4 protein-coding genes are annotated in these 17,218 nt (G+C 74.5%); all 4 read left to right on the top strand.

The features are described from left to right. Positions 1–8 precede the first annotated feature (8 nt). The 4 genes from ACZ47G_RS26290 to ACZ47G_RS26275 all read left to right on the top strand — a co-directional run bounded on the left by ACZ47G_RS26290 (position 9) and on the right by ACZ47G_RS26275 (position 17,090). Positions 9–13,550, top strand: a complete 13,542-nt coding sequence (locus ACZ47G_RS26290) for an amino acid adenylation domain-containing protein (protein WP_465746613.1) — start codon at positions 9–11, stop codon at positions 13,548–13,550. Between the two features lie 92 nt (positions 13,551–13,642). Beyond that, entirely contained in the window at positions 13,643–14,704 is a 1,062-nt protein-coding gene (locus ACZ47G_RS26285; protein WP_465746611.1) for an SAM-dependent methyltransferase, read from the top strand. Beyond that, positions 14,704–15,723 carry a pyridoxal phosphate-dependent aminotransferase gene (locus ACZ47G_RS26280; protein WP_465746609.1) on the top strand — a complete coding sequence of 340 codons (1,020 nt, stop codon included), beginning with the start codon at positions 14,704–14,706 and terminating at the stop codon, positions 15,721–15,723. The genes ACZ47G_RS26285 and ACZ47G_RS26280 overlap by 1 nt, the downstream gene beginning before the upstream one ends. Positions 15,724–15,770: 47 nt before the next feature. Then, complete coding sequence (locus tag ACZ47G_RS26275) at positions 15,771–17,090, top strand: MFS transporter (protein WP_465746607.1); 1,320 nt, start codon at positions 15,771–15,773, stop codon at positions 17,088–17,090. Positions 17,091–17,218: the final 128 nt, after the last annotated feature.

Raw genomic sequence — 17,218 nt, 5'->3', positions numbered from 1 at the left:
GGCACACCGTGATCCCGTTGTCGTTCGCGCAGCAGCGGCTGTGGTTCATCGAACAGCTCGAGGGCCCCAGCGCGCTCTACAACACCCCGTTCGCCGTCCGGCTGACCGGTGCGATCGACACCGCCGCGCTCACCCTCGCCCTGCGGGACGTGCTCACCCGGCACGAGGTGCTGCGCACCACCTTCCCGGCCACCGACGGCCGGCCGCAGCAGTCGATCGCCGAACCGGACAGCCCCGCCGTCCGGTCCGCCGCGGTGGCGGCGGAGCCGGTGGCCGACGAGGCCGAGCTGTCCGTCCGGCTGGACGCGGCGATGCGGCACGTCTTCGACCTCGCCACCGAACTCCCCGTCCGCTGCACGCTGTTCTCGCTCTCCGACCAGGAGCACGTGCTGCTGGTGCTGATGCACCACATCGCCAGCGACGCCTGGTCGGTCCCCCCGCTCTTCCGCGACCTGGACGACGCCTACCGGGCCCGGCTGGCCGGCACCGCGCCGCAGTGGGAGCCGCTGCCCGTCCAGTACGCCGACTACACCCTCTGGCAGCGCGAGGTGCTCGGCGCCGAGGACGACCCGGAGAGCCTGCTCACCACCCAACTCGCCTACTGGCAGGGCACCCTGGCCGAGGCCCCGGAGGAGCTGGAACTCCCCCGCGACCGGCCGAGACCGGCCGCGCCGAGCCACCGCGGCGGCTCCGCCGTTCTCAGCCTGGACGCCGAACTCCACGCCGCCCTGGCCCGGTTGGCGGCCGAGGAGCGCGCCAGCCTGTTCATGGTGCTGCAGGCCGCCGTCGCCACCCTCTACACCCGCCTCGGCGCCGGCACCGACCTGCCGCTGGGCACCGCGGTGGCCGGACGCACCGACGAGGCCCTGGACGACCTGGTCGGCTTCTTCGTCAACACCGTGGTGCTGCGCACCGACACCTCGGGCGATCCGACCTTCCGCGAACTGCTGGAGCGCGTCCGCCGCACCGACCTGGACGCCTTCGACCACCAGGACGTCCCCTTCGAGCGCCTGGTCGAACAGCTCAACCCGGCCCGACTCCCGGCCCGCCACCCGCTGTTCCAGACCATGGTGACCCTGGACAGCGACGAGGACCTCCCCGCCGACTTCGCCGGCCTCGGCTGCCGGGAGTACGTCCTCGAACAGCACCTGGCCAAGTTCGACCTCTCCTTCGCCTTCGTCGAGCAGCACGACGCCGACGGCGCCGCCAACGGCCTGACCGGGGCCGTGGAGTACGCCGCCGACCTCTTCGACCACGCCACCGCCGCCACCCTGGGCGAGCGCCTGGCCCGGGTGCTGCGGGCGGCCGCCGCCGACCCGGACGCGCCGATCGGGGCGATCGAGGTCCTCGGCCCGGCGGAGCGGGCCCAGTTGCTCTCGGACCGGCACGGCCCGGTCACCGCGCTGCCGGCCGGCGCGGTCCCCGAGCTGTTCGAGGCCCGGGCGGCGGCCACGCCGGAGGCGGTCGCGCTGGTGGCGGGCTCGGAGACGCTGACCTACGGCGAACTCAACGCCCGCGCCAACGGGTTGGCGCGGCGGCTGGTCGCGGCCGGGGTCGGCGTGGAGACACCGGTGGCGGTACTGCTGGAGCGCACACCCGCCCTGGTGGTCGCGCTGCTCGCGGTGCTCAAGGCCGGTGGCAGCTATGTGCCGCTGGACGACGCCCAGCCGCAGGAGCGGCTGCTCGCCGTCCTCGCCGACGCGGGCGCCACCCTGGCCGTCACCGACCGCGAGCACCCGGCGCTGGCCGGACTGACCACCCTCGCGGTCGGCGCGGAGACCGCCGACAACCTGGAACTCGCGCTCAGTGAGCACCAGTTGGCCTATGTGATGCACACCTCCGGCTCCACCGGCAGACCCAAGGGCATCGGCATCACCCACCGTTCCATCGTCGACCTCGCCCTCGGCGGCACCTTCTCGGACGGCGGCCACGAACGCGTGCTGGTCCACTCGCCCACCGCCTTCGACGCCTCCACCTACGAACTCTGGGCCCCACTGCTCTCCGGCGCCGGCCTGGTCATCGCCCCGCCCGGCCGCCTCGGCGTCACCGAACTCGCCGATACCATCGACCGGGGCCGGGTGACGGCCGCCTGGATGACGGTCGGACTGTTCAACGTGCTCGCCGCCGAGGCCCCGCAGACCTTCGCCGGGTTGCAGGAGGTGTGGACGGGCGGGGACATCGTCTCCTCGGCCGCCGTGCGGCGGGTCATGGAGAGCTGCCCCGGCCTGCGGGTGGTGAACGGCTACGGCCCCACCGAGACCACCACCTTCGCCACCCACCACCGGATGGCCACCGCCGGCGAGGTGCCCACCGCCGTCCCGATCGGCCGCCCGCTGCCCAACACCCTGGCCTATGTCCTGGACGGCGGATTGCGGCCCGTCCCGGCCGGGGTCGCCGGCGAGCTGTACCTCGCCGGGCACGGCCTGGCCCGGGGCTACGCCGGCCGCCCGGCCCTGACCGCCGAGCGCTTCGTCGCCTGCCCGTACGGCGAGCCCGGCGGCCGGATGTACCGCACCGGCGACCTCGCCCGCTGGAACACCACAGGCGAACTGGAGTTCGTCGGCCGAACGGACGACCAGGTCAAGATCCGCGGCTTCCGGATCGAACTCGCCGAGGTGGAGGCCGCGTTCGCCGCCCACCCGGCCGTCCGCCAGGTCGTCGCGACAGTCCGCCAGGACCAGCCCGGCGACAAGCGCCTGGTCGCCTACGTCACCGGTGGGGCCCCGCTGGACGAGCTGCGCGCCTTCGCCGCCGACCGCCTGCCCGGCTACATGGTCCCGGCCGCGGTCGTCGTCCTGGACGCCCTGCCCGTCACCCCCAACGGCAAGGTCGACCGACGCGCCCTGCCCGCCCCCGACTACACCGCCACCAGCACCGGCCGGGCGCCCCGCAACGCCACCGAGCAGACCCTGTGCGAGCTCTTCGCCGAAGTCCTCCAGGCGGCCGAGCCCAGCATCGACGACAACTTCTTCGACCTCGGCGGCCACTCCCTGCTCGCCACCCGGCTCACCAGCCGCATCCGCACCGCCCTCGGCACCGAACTGCCGATCCGCACCCTCTTCGACACTCCGACCATCGCCGGGCTGGCCCAGCACCTCGGCCAGGACCACACCCCGGTGCGCGCCGGGCTGACCACTCGGGAGCGCCCCGAGCGGGTGCCGCTCTCGTACGCCCAGCAACGCCTATGGTTCATCGACCAGTTCGAGGGCCCCAGCGCCCTCTACAACACCCCCTTCGCGATCAGGCTGACCGGCGCCGTGGACACCACCGCCCTGGCCGAGGCGCTGAAGGACGTGGCCACCCGGCACGAAGTACTGCGCACGCTCTTCCCGACCGCCGACGGCCAGCCGCACCAGCTGGTCGCCGCGAACGCCACACCGACCCTGACGGTCACCCGCGCGGCCGACGAGGCCGAGCTGACCGCCCTGCTGGACCGGGCCATCGGCCACACCTTCGACCTGGCCACCGAACTCCCCTTCCAGGCCCAGCTGTTCTCGCTGCCGAAGGACCAGCACGTGCTGCTGGTCCTGCTGCACCACATCGCCAGCGACGGCTGGTCCGTCGCCCCGCTCTTCCGCGACCTGGGCGAGGCCTACCGGGCCCGCACCACCGGCAGCACCCCCGACTGGCCGCCGCTGCCGGTCCAGTACGCCGACTACACCCTCTGGCAGCGCGAGGTGCTCGGCACCGAGGACGACCCGGACAGCCTGATCGGGCGCCAACTCACCTTCTGGCAGCAGTCCTTGGCCGACGCCCCGGAGGAGCTGGCCCTCCCGTACGACCGGCCGCGCCCCGCCGCCCCCAGCCACCGGGGCGAGCTGGTCGAGTTCACCGTGGACGCCGAACTGCACTGCGGTCTCAACGAGTTGGCCACCGCGAGCCGCGCCAGCCTGTTCATGGTGCTGCAGGCCGCCGTCGCCACCCTCTACACCCGCCTCGGCGCCGGCACCGACCTCCCACTCGGCACCCCCGTCGCCGGACGCACCGACGAGGCCCTGAACGACCTGGTCGGCTTCTTCGTCAACACCCTCGTCCTGCGCACCGACACCAGCGGCAACCCCAGCTTCCGCGACCTCCTCGACCGGGTCCGCCGCACCGACCTGGACGCCTTCGACCACCAGGACATCCCCTTCGAGCGCCTGGTCGAACAGCTCAACCCCACCCGCACCCCCGCCCGCCACCCGCTCTTCCAGACCCTCATCGCCCTGGAGAACCAGGAGAAGGCGCCGCGCAATTTCGGCGAACTGAGCTGCAGCGAGCTGGAGTTCGACCTCAATGTGGCCAAGTTCGACCTCTCCTTCGGGTTCTCCGAAGCAAGCGGGCGCACCGAGCCGACCGGACTCTCCGGCGCGATCGAGTACGCGGCCGACCTCTTCGACCACGCCACCGTCGCCACCCTCGCCGAGCGTCTGCTGCGCGTCCTGGACGCCGCCGCCACCGACCCCGACGCCCCGATCGGGGACATCGAGATCCTCAGCCCCGCCGTGCGGGAGCAGCTGTTGACCGGCTGGAGCGGCCCGGTCGCGACGCTGCCGACGGCGGCGGTGCCCCGGCTGTTCGAGGCCCGGGCCGCCGCCACACCGGAGGCCGTCGCCCTGGTGGCGGGCTCGGAGACGCTGAGCTATGCCGAACTCAACGCCCGCGCCAACGGATTGGCGCTGCGCCTGGTCGCGTCAGGCGTCACGACCGAGACCCCGGTGGCGGTCCTGCTGGAGCGCTCCCCCGCGCTGGTGGTCACCCTGCTGGGTATCCTCAAGGCCGGCGGCAGCTACGTCCCGCTCGACAGCGCCCAGCCCCAGGAGCGCCTGCGGGCCGTCCTCGCCGACGCGGGCGCCACGCTCGCCGTCACCGACACCGAGCACCCCGCCCTGGCCGGGCTGACCACCCTCCGGGTCGGCGCGGAGACCGCCGACAACCTCGAACTCGACGTCAGCGCCGATCAGTTGGCGTACGTGATGCACACCTCCGGCTCGACCGGCAGGCCCAAGGGCATCGGCGTCACCCACCGCTCCGTGGTCGACCTCGCCCTCGGCGGCGCCTTCTCCGGCGGCGGCCACGCACGCGTGCTGGTGCACTCCCCCACCGCCTTCGACGCCTCCACCTACGAGCTCTGGGCCCCACTGCTCTCCGGCGGCAGTCTCGTGCTCGCTCCTCCCGGGCGTCTGGGCGTCTCCGAACTCGCGGCCACCATCGGCCAGGGCGCGGTGACCGCCGCCTGGCTCACCGCCGGGCTGTTCAACGTCATGGCCACCGAGGATCCGGGTGTCTTCGCCGGTCTCCGCGAGGTGTGGACCGGCGGCGACGTGGTCTCCCCCGCCGCCGTCCGCCGGGTGCTGACCGCCTGCCCCGGCCTCACCGTGGTCGACGGCTACGGGCCCACCGAGACCACCACCTTCGCCACCCGCCACCGGATGGCCACCGCCGGAGAGGTGCCCACCGCCGTCCCGATCGGCCGCCCGCTGCCCAACACCCGGGCATACGTGCTGGACGACACCCTCCAGCCGGTCCCGGTGGGCGTCCCGGGTGAGCTGTACATCGCCGGTGCGGGTCTGGCCCGGGGCTACGCCGGCCGCCCGGCCCTGACCGCCGAGCGCTTCGTCGCCTGCCCCTACGGCGAGCCCGGCGGCCGGATGTACCGCACCGGCGACATCGTCCGCTGGACCACATGGGGGTCCCCTCGGCCGGAGGCTGGGGGAGGCATCCTGGAGTTCCTCGGCCGCGCCGACGACCAGGTCAAGATCCGCGGCTTCCGCATCGAACTCGGCGAAGTCGAAGCCGCCCTCACCACCCACGAAGGCGTCGGCCAGGCCCTCGCCCTGGTCCGCGAGGACCAACCCGGCGACAAACGCCTCGTCGCCTACGTCACCGCCACCACCACCGGCACCGGCACCGCCACCCCCGGCGAACTGCGCACCCACGCCGCCGAACGCCTCCCCGCCTACATGCTCCCCGCCGCCGTCATCGTCCTCGACGCCCTGCCCGTCACCCCCAACGGCAAGGTCGACCGCCGCGCCCTCCCCGCCCCCGACTACACCGGCACCCCCGAAGGACGCGCCCCCCGCACCGCCGCCGAGCGGACGCTCTGCGCACTCTTCGCCGACACCCTCGGCGTGCCCACCGTCAGCATCGACGACGGCTTCTTCGACCTCGGCGGCCACTCCCTGCTCGCCACCAAACTGGTCAGCCGGATCCGCACCGCCCTCGGCATCGAACTGCCCATCCGCACCCTCTTCGACAGCCCGACGGTGGCCGCGCTGGCCGAGGCCCTGCCCGCCTCCGGCGCCGTCCGCCCGGCCCTGCGGCCGGCCGACCGGCCCGCGCGCGTCCCGCTCTCCCCGGCGCAGCAACGCCTGTGGTTCATCGACCAGTTCGAGGGCCCCAGCGCCCTCTACAACACCCCGTTCGTCGCCCGGCTCACCGGCGCCATCGACACCGCCGCCCTGGCCGGGGCACTGAACGACGTGGTGGCCCGGCACGAGGTGCTGCGCACCACCTTCCCGGCCACCGACGGCCGGCCCCACCAGCTGATCGCCGAGCGCGCCGAACTCACCCTGCGGGCACGGGCGGTGGCCGACGAGGAGGAACTGCGCGCCGCCCTGGCCGAGGCCACCGGCGAGGTGTTCCGCCTCGCCGGGGACCAGCCGCTGCGGGTCTCCTTGTTCTCCCTGGACGGCGAACGGCACGTACTGCTGCTCCTGCTGCACCACATCGCGAGCGACGGCTGGTCCGTCACCCCCCTGCTGCGCGACCTCACCACCGCCTACCGGGCCCGCACCACCGGCACCGCGCCGCAGTGGGAGCCGCTGCCGGTCCAGTACGCCGACTACACCCTCTGGCAGCGTGAGCTCCTCGGCGACCAGGAGCGGCCCACCGCCCTGCTGACCGGGCAACTCGCCCACTGGCAGCAGGTCCTGGCCGAGGCGCCCGAGGAGCTGGCCCTCCCCTACGACCGCCCGCGCCCGACCACCCCGAGCCACCGCTCCGGGGTGGTCGAGTACCGCCTGGACGCCGAACTGCACCAGCGGCTGGGCGAGTTGGCCAGCACGAGCCGCGCCAGCCTGTTCATGGTGCTGCAGGCCGCCGTCGCCACCCTCTACACCCGCCTCGGCGCCGGCACCGACCTCCCGCTCGGCACCCCCGTCGCCGGACGCACCGACGAGGCCCTGAACGACCTGGTCGGCTTCTTCGTCAACACCCTCGTCCTGCGCACCGACACCAGCGGCAACCCCAGCTTCCGCGAACTCCTCGACCGCGTCCGCCGCACCGACCTGGACGCCTTCGACCACCAGGACATCCCCTTCGAGCGCCTGGTCGAACAGCTCAACCCCACCCGCACCCCCGCCCGCCACCCGCTCTTCCAGACCGTCCTGACGGTGAACGGCGGCCCGGCCCCCGTACTCACCCTGGGCGGGGTGAGCGGGGTGCTGGAGGGCACGGGCGAGTCCCAGGCGCACTTCGACCTGAACTTCAACTTCACCGAGCAGCACGGCGCGGACGGCAGCGCGCTCGGGGTGGCGGCGGCCGTCGAGTACGCGGCCGACCTCTTCGACCACACCACCGTCGCCACCCTGACCGAACGGCTGCTGCGCATCCTGACCGCCGCCGCCACCGACCCGGACGCCCCGATCGGCGAGATCGAGATCCTCGCCCCGGCGGAACGGGAGCAGCTGCTCACCGGTTGGAACGACACCGCCGCCCCGGTCGCCGACACCACGCTGCCCGAGCTGTTCGAGGCCCAGGCCGCCGCCACCCCCGACGCGCTCGCCGTGGTGTCCGACGCCGAGGAGCTGAGCTATGCCGAACTCGACGCCCGGGCCGGCGCCCTGGCGGCCGTCCTGCTGGCCCGCGGGCTGGCGGTGGAGGAGCCGGTCGCGATCCTGATGGACCGCTCGGCCGAGCTGGTGACGGCGATCCTGGCGGTCACCAAGGCCGGCGGCACCTACGTCCCGCTGGACGCCCGCTACCCGCTGGACCGGATGCGGCACATCCTGGCCGACACCCGGGCGCAGCTCGTCCTGGTCGACCCGGCCCACCGCGACCACCCGGCCCTCGACGACAGCGGCCTCACCGCGCTGGACGTCACCCGGGTTGCCGATAACGCCCAGGCCCCCGAAAAAAGCCACGCCCCCGCCACCCGGCGCTCCCACCCCGGCCAACTGCTCTACGTGATGTACACCTCGGGCTCGACCGGCGTCCCCAAGGGCGTCGCCGTGACCCACCGCAACGTGGTCGACCTGCTCGCCAACCGGCACTTCCACCAGGGCCACCACGAGGCCGTCCTCCTGCACTCGCCCACCGCCTTCGACGCCTCCACCACCGAGGTGTGGGCCCCGCTGGTGACCGGCGGGCGGATCGTCCTGGCCGCCCCCGGGCAGCTGGACCTGCCCGCGCTGGCCGCGACCATCACCCGGCACGCCGTCACCCTGGTGCAGGCGCCCTCGGGCCTGCTGCGGCTGCTGGCCGAGGAGACCCCGGAGACCTTCCGCACGGTGCGCCAGGTGTGGACCGGCGGTGACGTGGTGCCCCCGGACGCGGTGCGCCGGCTGCTCCAGGTGTGCCCGGAGACGGAGGTGGTCGCGGTGTACGCGCCGACCGAGACCACGGCCATCAAGACCACCTTCACCATGGCGCCGGGCGGGGACGTCCCGGCCGTGGTGCCGATCGGCCGCCCGCTGGCCAACACCCGGCTGTACGTCCTGGACGAGACCCTGCGGCCCGTGCCGGCCGGGGTGCCCGGCGAGCTGTACATCGCGGGCGACGGCCTGGCCCGGGGCTACGTCGGCCGCCCGGCACTGACCGCCGAGCGCTTCGTGGCCTGCCCGTACGGCGGCAAGGGCGGCCGGATGTACCGCACCGGCGACATCGTCCGCTGGAGCGCGGACGGCGTCCTGGAGTTCCTCGGCCGCGCCGACGACCAGGTCAAGATCCGCGGCTTCCGGATCGAGCCCGCCGAGGTGGAGGCCGCGCTGGCCGCCCACCCGGCGGTGGGCCACGCGGTGGCGATGGTCCGGGAGGACCGGCCCGGGGACAAGCGGCTGGTCGCCTACGTCACCGGCGACGCCACCCCCGGCGAGCTGCGCGCCTTCCTCGGCGACCGGGTGCCCGCGTACATGGTCCCGGCGGCGGTGGTCACCCTCGACGCGCTGCCGGTGACCGCCAACGGCAAGGTGGACCGCCGGGCCCTGCCCGCCCCCGACCTCTCCGGCGCGCCGGAGGGCCGGGCGCCCCGGACGGCGCGGGAGCGGGCCCTGTGCGGGCTCTTCGCGGAGACCCTGGGCCTGCCCGCGGTGAGCATCGACGACGACTTCTTCGACCTCGGCGGGCACTCGCTGCTCGCCACCAAGCTGATCAGCCGGATCCGCACCGGCCTGGGCGCCGAACTGCCCATCCGCACCCTCTTCGACCACCCGACCGTCGCCGGGCTGGCCCGGCAGCTCGGCGAGGGCGCCGGCCCGGCGCGCGCCCAACTGCTGCCCCGGGAGCGCCCGGAGCTGGTCCCGCTCTCGCACGCCCAGCAACGCCTGTGGTTCATCGACCAGTTCGAGGGCCCGAGCGCCCTCTACAACACCCCCTTGGCGATCCGGCTGACCGGCGCGGTGGACACCGCCGCGCTGGCCGGGGCACTGAACGACGTGGTGGCCCGGCACGAGGTGCTGCGCACCACCTTCCCGGCCACCGACGGCCGGCCCCACCAGCTGATCGCCGAGCGCGCCGAACTCACCCTGCGGACACGGGCGGTGGCCGACGAGGAGGAACTGCGCGCCGCCCTCGCGGAGGCGAGCCGGGAGCCCTTCGACCTGGCCGTCGACCTGCCGTTGCGGTCCTGGCTGTTCTCGCTGCCGACCGACGAGCACGTGCTGCTGGTGCTGATGCACCACATCGTCAGCGACGGCTGGTCCGTCGGCCCGCTGCTGCGCGACCTGGACGCCGCCTACCTGGCCCGCAGCGCCGGCACCGCGCCGCGGTGGGCGCCGCTGCCCGTCCAGTACGCCGACTACGCGCTCTGGCAGCGCGAACTGCTCGGCGCCGAAGACGACCCGGAGAGCGCCCAGCACGCCCAACTCGCCTACTGGAAGCGCGCCCTGGCCGGCCTCCCGGAGGAGCTGACGCTCCCCTACGACCGCAAGCGGCCGATGGCCCCGAACCGCCGCGGGGACACCGTTGAGTTCCTGATCCCGGCCGAACTCCACGCCGCCGTCGCCGAGTTGGCCCGGTCGAGCCGCTCCAGCGTGTTCATGGTGGTGCAGGCCGCCCTGGCCGCCACCCTGAGCCGGCTGGGCGCGGGCACCGACATCCCGCTCGGCACCCCGATCGCCGGCCGCACCGACGAGGCCCTGGACGAGCTGATCGGCTTCTTCGTCAACACCCTCGTCCTGCGCGCCGACCTCTCCGGGGACCCGAGCTTCCAGGAGCTGCTGGAGCGGGTGCGGCTGGCCAACCTGGACGCCTTCGAGCACCAGGACGTGCCCTTCGAGCGGCTGGTCGAGGCACTCAACCCGGCCCGCTCGACGGCCCGGCACCCGCTGTTCCAGGTGATGCTGACCTTCGCCGCCGGCCCGGAGACCGAGACCGCCCCGTCCTTCGCCGGGCTGCCCGCCCGGATGGAGCCCTCCGCCGCCGAACTCGCCAAGTTCGACCTGGCCTTCGGTTTCGACGAGCGGCTGGCCGAGGAGGGTCCCCCTGGGCCTGGCGGCCCGGGAGGTGCCCCCACCCCGGCCGGAATCGGCGTGGTGGTCGAGTTCGCCCAGGAGCTGTTCGATCCGGCCACCGTGACGGCGATCTGCGGCCGCTTCGAGCGGCTGCTGGCCGCTGTGGTGGCCGACCCGGCCCGCCCGGTCGGCGAGGCGGAGATCCTCACCCCGGCCGAGCGGACGCTGATCCTGGACCACTGGAGCGCCCCCGGGGAGCAGCCCGCGGCCGTCGAACCGCGCACCCTCCCGGAGCTCTTCGCGGCCCAGGCCGCCCGGACCCCGCAGGCCGTGGCGGTGGTCCACCGGGACGAGCGGATCGACTACGCCGAGCTGGACGCCCGGGCGAACCGGCTGGCCCAGGTCCTCACCGGCCGGGGCGTCGGCCCCGAGCGCCTGGTGGCGCTGGCGCTGCCGCGCTCGGTGGAGCTGGTGGTCGCCGTGCTCGCGGTGCTCAAGGCGGGCGGCGCCTATGTGCCGATCGACCCGGACTACCCGGCCGACCGGATCGCCTACACCCTGCGCGATTCGGCGCCCGCGCTGCTGCTCACCACCACCGCGGCCGGCGCCCGACTGCCCGACCCGGACGTGCCGTCGCTGCTGCTGGACACCCCGGAGACGGCGGCCGAGCTGCGCCGGGCGCCCGCCGTCGCCCCCGCGCCCGCCCTCGGCCCCGACCACCCGGCGTACGTCATCTACACCTCGGGCTCGACCGGCCGACCGAAGGGCGTGGTGATCCCGCACCGCAACGTCGCCCGGCTGTTCTCCGCCACCGACCACTGGTTCGCCCCGGGCCCGCAGGACGTCTGGACGCTGTTCCACTCCTACGCCTTCGACTTCTCGGTCTGGGAGCTGTGGGGCGCGCTGCTGCACGGCGGCCGCCTGGTGGTGGTGCCCTTCGGGACCAGCCGCTCGCCCCGGGAGTTCCTGGAGCTGCTGGTGCGCGAGCAGGTCACCGTCCTCAACCAGACCCCCTCCGCCTTCTACCAGTTGATGCAGGCCGACCAGGAGGCGCCGGAGCTCGGCGCCCGCCTCGCTCTGCGCCGGGTGGTGTTCGGCGGCGAGGCGCTCGACCTGGCCCGGCTGGCGCCCTGGTACGCCCGGCACGCCGAGGACGCCCCGGTGCTGGTCAACATGTACGGCATCACCGAGACCACGGTGCACGTCTCCTACCGCCCGCTGGACGCCGCCACGGCCGCCGGGCAGTCCCGCTCGCTGATCGGCGCCGGCATCCCCGACCTGCGGCTCTACCTGCTGGACTCCCGGCTGCGCCCGGTGCCCGCCGGGGTGCCCGGCGAGCTGTACGTCGCGGGCGCCGGCTCGGCCCGCGGCTACCTGGGCCGCCCGGCGCTGACCGCCGAGCGCTTCGTCGCCGACCCGTACGGCGCCCCCGGAACCCGGATGTACCGCACCGGCGACCTGGCCCGCTGGACGGCCGACGGCGAACTGGAGTACCTGGGCCGGATCGACGCCCAGGTGAAGATCCGCGGCTTCCGGATCGAGCTGGGCGAGATCGGCTCGGTGCTCAGCCGCCGGCCGGAGGTGGCCTCCGCCGCCGTGGTGGTCCGCGAGGACGCCCCGGGCGAGAAGCGCCTGGTCGGCTACCTGGTACCGGCCGCCGGGCCGGTCGACCTGGACGTCCTGCGCAGCCACCTGGCCGCCGAACTGCCGGACTACATGCTGCCCGCCGCCCTGGTGCCGCTGGAGCGGCTGCCGCTGACGCCCAACGGCAAGCTCGACGAGCGGGCGCTGCCCGCCCCCGAGCCGGGCCGGGCCGGCGGCGGCCGGGGCCCGCGCACCCCGCTGGAGGAGGTGCTCTGCGGGCTGTTCGCCGATGTGCTCGGCCTGGAGCGGGTCGGCATCGACGACAACTTCTTCGAGCTGGGCGGCCATTCGCTGCTGGCCGGCCGGCTGGTCGCCGGGATGCGCGAGCTGACCGGCAGCGCCGAGCTCGGCGTCCGGGCGCTGTTCCAGGCGCCGACCGTCGCCGGGCTGGCCGACCTGCTGTCCGGGGCCCGGGACGGCGCCGCCGCCGAGGAGACCTTCCCGGTGCTGCTGCCGATCCGCACCCGCGGCTCGCGCCCGCCGCTGTTCTGCGTGCACCCGGCCGCCGGGATCAGCTGGGTGTACACCGGCCTGCTGCGCCACCTGGACGCCGAGCAGCCGATCTACGGCCTCCAGGCGCCCGGACTGGCCGACCTCTCCCGCCACCCGGCGAGCCTGGCCGAGATGGCCCGCGGCTACCTGGCCGAGCTGCGGTCGGTGCGCCCCGAGGGCCCGTACGCGCTGCTGGGCTGGTCCTTCGGCGGCCCGGTCGCCCACGCGATGGCGGCGCTGCTGCGCGAACAGGGCGAGCAGGTCGAACTGCTCGCCGTGCTGGACGGCTACCCGGAGCTGGACGAGTACGCCCGGTACGCCGGGGACGCGGCCGACCGCGACCCGGCACTGCTCGCCGCGATCCTCGAATCCCTCGGCCAGCCGGCCGGCGAGATCACCGCCTGGCCGGCCGACGAGGCGGGCTTCGCCGAGCTGGTCCGGCACGGCGAGGGCCCGCTGGCCGGGCTGAGCGGCGCCGGGGTGGCCCGGGTGGTCGAGGTCTTCCTCGCCAACCTGGCGCTGGCCGGCGAGGCCCCGCCGCCCGGCTACGACGGCGACGCGCTGGTCTTCGTCGCCGCGAAGGACCGTCCGGCCGACGCCCCCGACCCGGAGACCTGGCGGGCCCACGTGGGCGGTCGGCTGGAGATCCACGAGGTGCCCAGCACCCACGGGGCGATGACCGGGGCGGAGGCCCTCGCGGTCATCGGCCCGGTGCTCGCCGACCGCCTGCGCCGCCCGGCGCAGGACCCGACGCCCCACCCCTGAACCTCCTCGCCGACCCCCTGCACCACCGCGACACCCCCGCACCACCACGCCGAGCGGCCGTGACCCGGCCCCTACGAGGAATGGACACACCGATGCAGACTGCCGTCATCCCCGACACCTGGCGCGGCGTCACCCCGGCGCCGATCTCGTCGACCGACGCCTACAACGGCTACATCGCCGCCAACGTGATCTTCGCGCTGGACCGGATCGGCGTGCTGGAGCAGATCGGCCGCGGCGAGGCCCTCTCGGCCGCCGCGCTGGCCGGCGCCGAAGTGGCCGCCGAGCGCGGCGACACCGCCCGCACCGAGGCCGTGCTGCGCGCCGCCGCCGACTACGGCTACCTCAAGGCCGACGGCGCCGGCTACCTGCCCACCGAGGCGGGCATCGAGATCGCCGCCGCCCGCGGCTACTTCACCTGGGCGGTCGGCGGCTACCACGACGTGTTCGGCCGCGCCGGGCACCTGAGCACCGGCTCGCACCGCTACAACGCGGACGTCTTCCGCGACGAGGCGATGGTCGCCCTCGGCTCCGCCCAGTGCGACCAGTCGATGTTCGCCGCCCAGCTGACCGACGTGCTCTCCGGCATCGACTTCCGCACCATCGCCGACCTGGGCAGCGGCACCTCCGCCCGGGTGCGCCGGGTGGTCTCCCAGCGCGAGGGCAGCCGCGGCCTGGGCATCGACATCAGCCGCCCGGCCACCGACATCGCCCGCGCCGACATCGCCGCCGCCGGGATGCAGGACCGGGTCACCGCCGTCCGGGCCGACGTGCTGGGCCTGCTGGGCACCCAGATCGACAACGACGCCGAGGCCGCCGAGGTGGCCGAGGTCGACACCGTGATGAGCTTCTTCCTGCTGCACGACCTGCTGGCCGACCCGAGCACCCGCTCCTCGATCTTCACCCGGATGCGCGAGGCCTTCCCGAAGGCCCGCACCTTCGTGCTCGGCGACACCATGCTGCGCGGCCCGGGCGAGTCCCAGAGCGCGATGCCGGTGTTCTCGGTCGGCTTCGAGCTGGCGCACGCGATGATGGGCGTCCCGCTGCACACCAAGGAGACCTACGAGCGGCTGTTCACCGACGCCGGGCTGCGGATCGACCGCGTCGAGGCGCTGGCCACCCCGCACTCCTGGCTCTACGTCCTGCAGGCCGACTGATGGCCGCCGCGTCCACGGCCAGACACCTGCTGGCCCAGAACGAGCACCCGTTCCCGCCGCTGCCGTCCGTGCTGGCCGCCCTGGCCGGGGCGGTCGCCGACCTGAACCGCTACCCGGACTTCCGCCCGGAGCGGTTCGCCGGGATCATCGCCGACTGGCAGGGCGTCCCGGCCGCGCAGGTCGTGGTCGGCCACGGCTCGGCCGGCGTCGCGCTGGACCTCTTCCACTCCGTCGTCCGCCCCGGCGACAACGTGGTGCACTCGGACCCCTGCTTCGACGCGTACCCGCTGTTCTGCCGGATCGCCGGGGCCGAGGCCCGGTCCGTCCCGCTCGGCCCGGACGCCCGGCACGACCTGGCCGCGATCGCCGGGCAGTCGGACGAGCGCACCCGGATCATCGTGCTGTGCAACCCGCACAACCCGACCGGCACGGTCTACTCCTGGGCCGAACTGACCGCGTTCTTCCGCCGGGTGCCGGCCACCGCGCTGATCCTGCTGGACGAGGCGTACGTGGACTTCGCCGAAGGCTGGGCGGCCCCGGACGTCCCGGCCCGGATCGCCGAGTGGCCCAACCTGGTGGTGCTGCGCACCCTCTCCAAGTCGCACGGCCTGGCCGCGCTGCGGATCGGCTACGCCGTCGCGGAGAAGTCCGTGGCCCGGCGGGTGCGGGACGTCCAGGTGCCGTACGCGGTGAACCGGCTCCAGGAGGCGGGCCTGCTGGCCGCCGTCGCCGCCCAGGACGAGGTGGACCGGCGGATCGCCGAGATCGCCGGCGAGCGCGAGCGACTGCGGGACGGCCTGCTCGCCCTGGGCCGGCCGGTGCCGCCGAGCCTGACCAACTTCCTCTGGGTGACAGCGCCTTCACCCGAGGAGCAGCTCCCGGTCCGGGCGGAGCTGGAGCGGCTCGGGGTGGCCGTCCGCTTCTACCCGGGCCAGGGCATCCGGATCGCCGTCGGCGAGAAGGACGCCAACGACGCCGTACTCGAAGCGTTCCAGGCCGTCACCGCACCGCCCCGATAGTCCCCGGAACCCCCATCACCACGCAGCAGTCAAGGACAGGACAGGACATGCACCCACTTCTGGCGCGGCCGGAGTTCCGGCTCTACATCGCGGGACAGACGCTGTCCGTCCTCGGGGACAGCGCCCTCTTCATCGCCCTCGGCATCTGGGCCAAGGTTCTGACGGGGAGCAGTTCGGCGGCCGGTCTGGTGATGTTCTGCTACGCCGTCCCGATGCTGCTGCTGCCGCTCGGCGGCCTGGTCGCCGACCGGGTCCGCCGACGGCCGCTGCTGGTCGCGGTCAACCTCGGTCTGGCGGTGGCGGTTTCGCCGCTGCTGCTGGTCGACGGCCGGGGCCACCTGTGGATCATCTACGGCACCGCGGTGCTCTACGGGCTGGCCGGGGCCGTCCTCACCCCGGCCCAGAGCGCCATGCTGCGCACCATCCTGACGGAGCGTCAGGACTTCGGCGCGGCCGTCGGGTTCACCCAGACCATGCGCGCGGGCACCACCCTGGTCGCGCCGCTGGTGGGCTCCGGCCTGTACGGGTGGCTCGGCGGCCGGGCCGTCGCCCTGGTCGACATCGGCATCCTGCTCCTGGCGGCGCTGGCGTTCCTGGCGCTGCGGGTGCCCGAGACCAAGCCGGAGCCCTCCGGCCGGCACTGGCGCACCGAGGTGCTGGCGGGCTTCCAGCACCTGCGCGGCACCGCCTCGCTGCTGCCGCTGCTGATCGCCACCACCGCCACCGCGACCGTGCTCAGCTTCCTCCAGCCGGTGCTGTTCTCGCTCATCCAGCACGGGCTGCACCGCTCGCCGCAGTTCCTCGGCGTGCTGGAGACGGTGGAGGCGGTCGGGGCGCTGGGCGGCTCGGTGCTGGGCGGCATCCTGATCGGCAAGCTCGGGCCGCGCAAGACCGTCATGCTCGGCTCGGCCACCTTCGGCGTCGGCGCCGTGCTGCTGCTGGTGCCCTCGGTCTGGGCGGTGTCGGCGGGTCTGCTGATCGCCGGAGCCGGCATGCCGGCCGGCGTGGTCGGCCTGGCCACCGCCGCCCAGTCGCTCACCCCGCCGCAGCTGATGGGCCGCACCCAGGCGGCCGTCAACCTCTCGCTCACCGCCCCGCAGGCGATCGCCATCGGCGTCGGCGCCGGCCTGGTGGCCGCACTGGACTTCCGGACGGTGCTCGCCGCGATGGTGATCGGCGCGCTGCTGTCCGGCCTCTACCTGCTCGGCAAGCCCGACGCCGTGCTCGACGACGAGGACGAGGACGGCGAGGAGGAGCCCGCCGGGGAACTCACCGCGGAACGAGCCGGGGAGCCGGCCGAGGACACCGAGCCGGTCGAGCCCGCCGCGGTGTCCGCCGAGCCCGCCCCGCGCCTCCAGTCCACCTGACCGACCGGCACCACCCCGCATCACGTACCGAGCCTCACGTACCGCTCACCACGTACCGAGCACCACGCCACCGGCCCGCCCCGGCGGCGGCCCTGCCGCACCGCACCGCCGCCGGGGCGGGCCTCCGC

The organism is Kitasatospora sp. NPDC030952, from assembly GCF_055571335.1.
The sequence above is the reverse complement of the archived record's forward strand: the minus strand, read 5'-3'. Positions and strand labels throughout refer to the sequence as shown.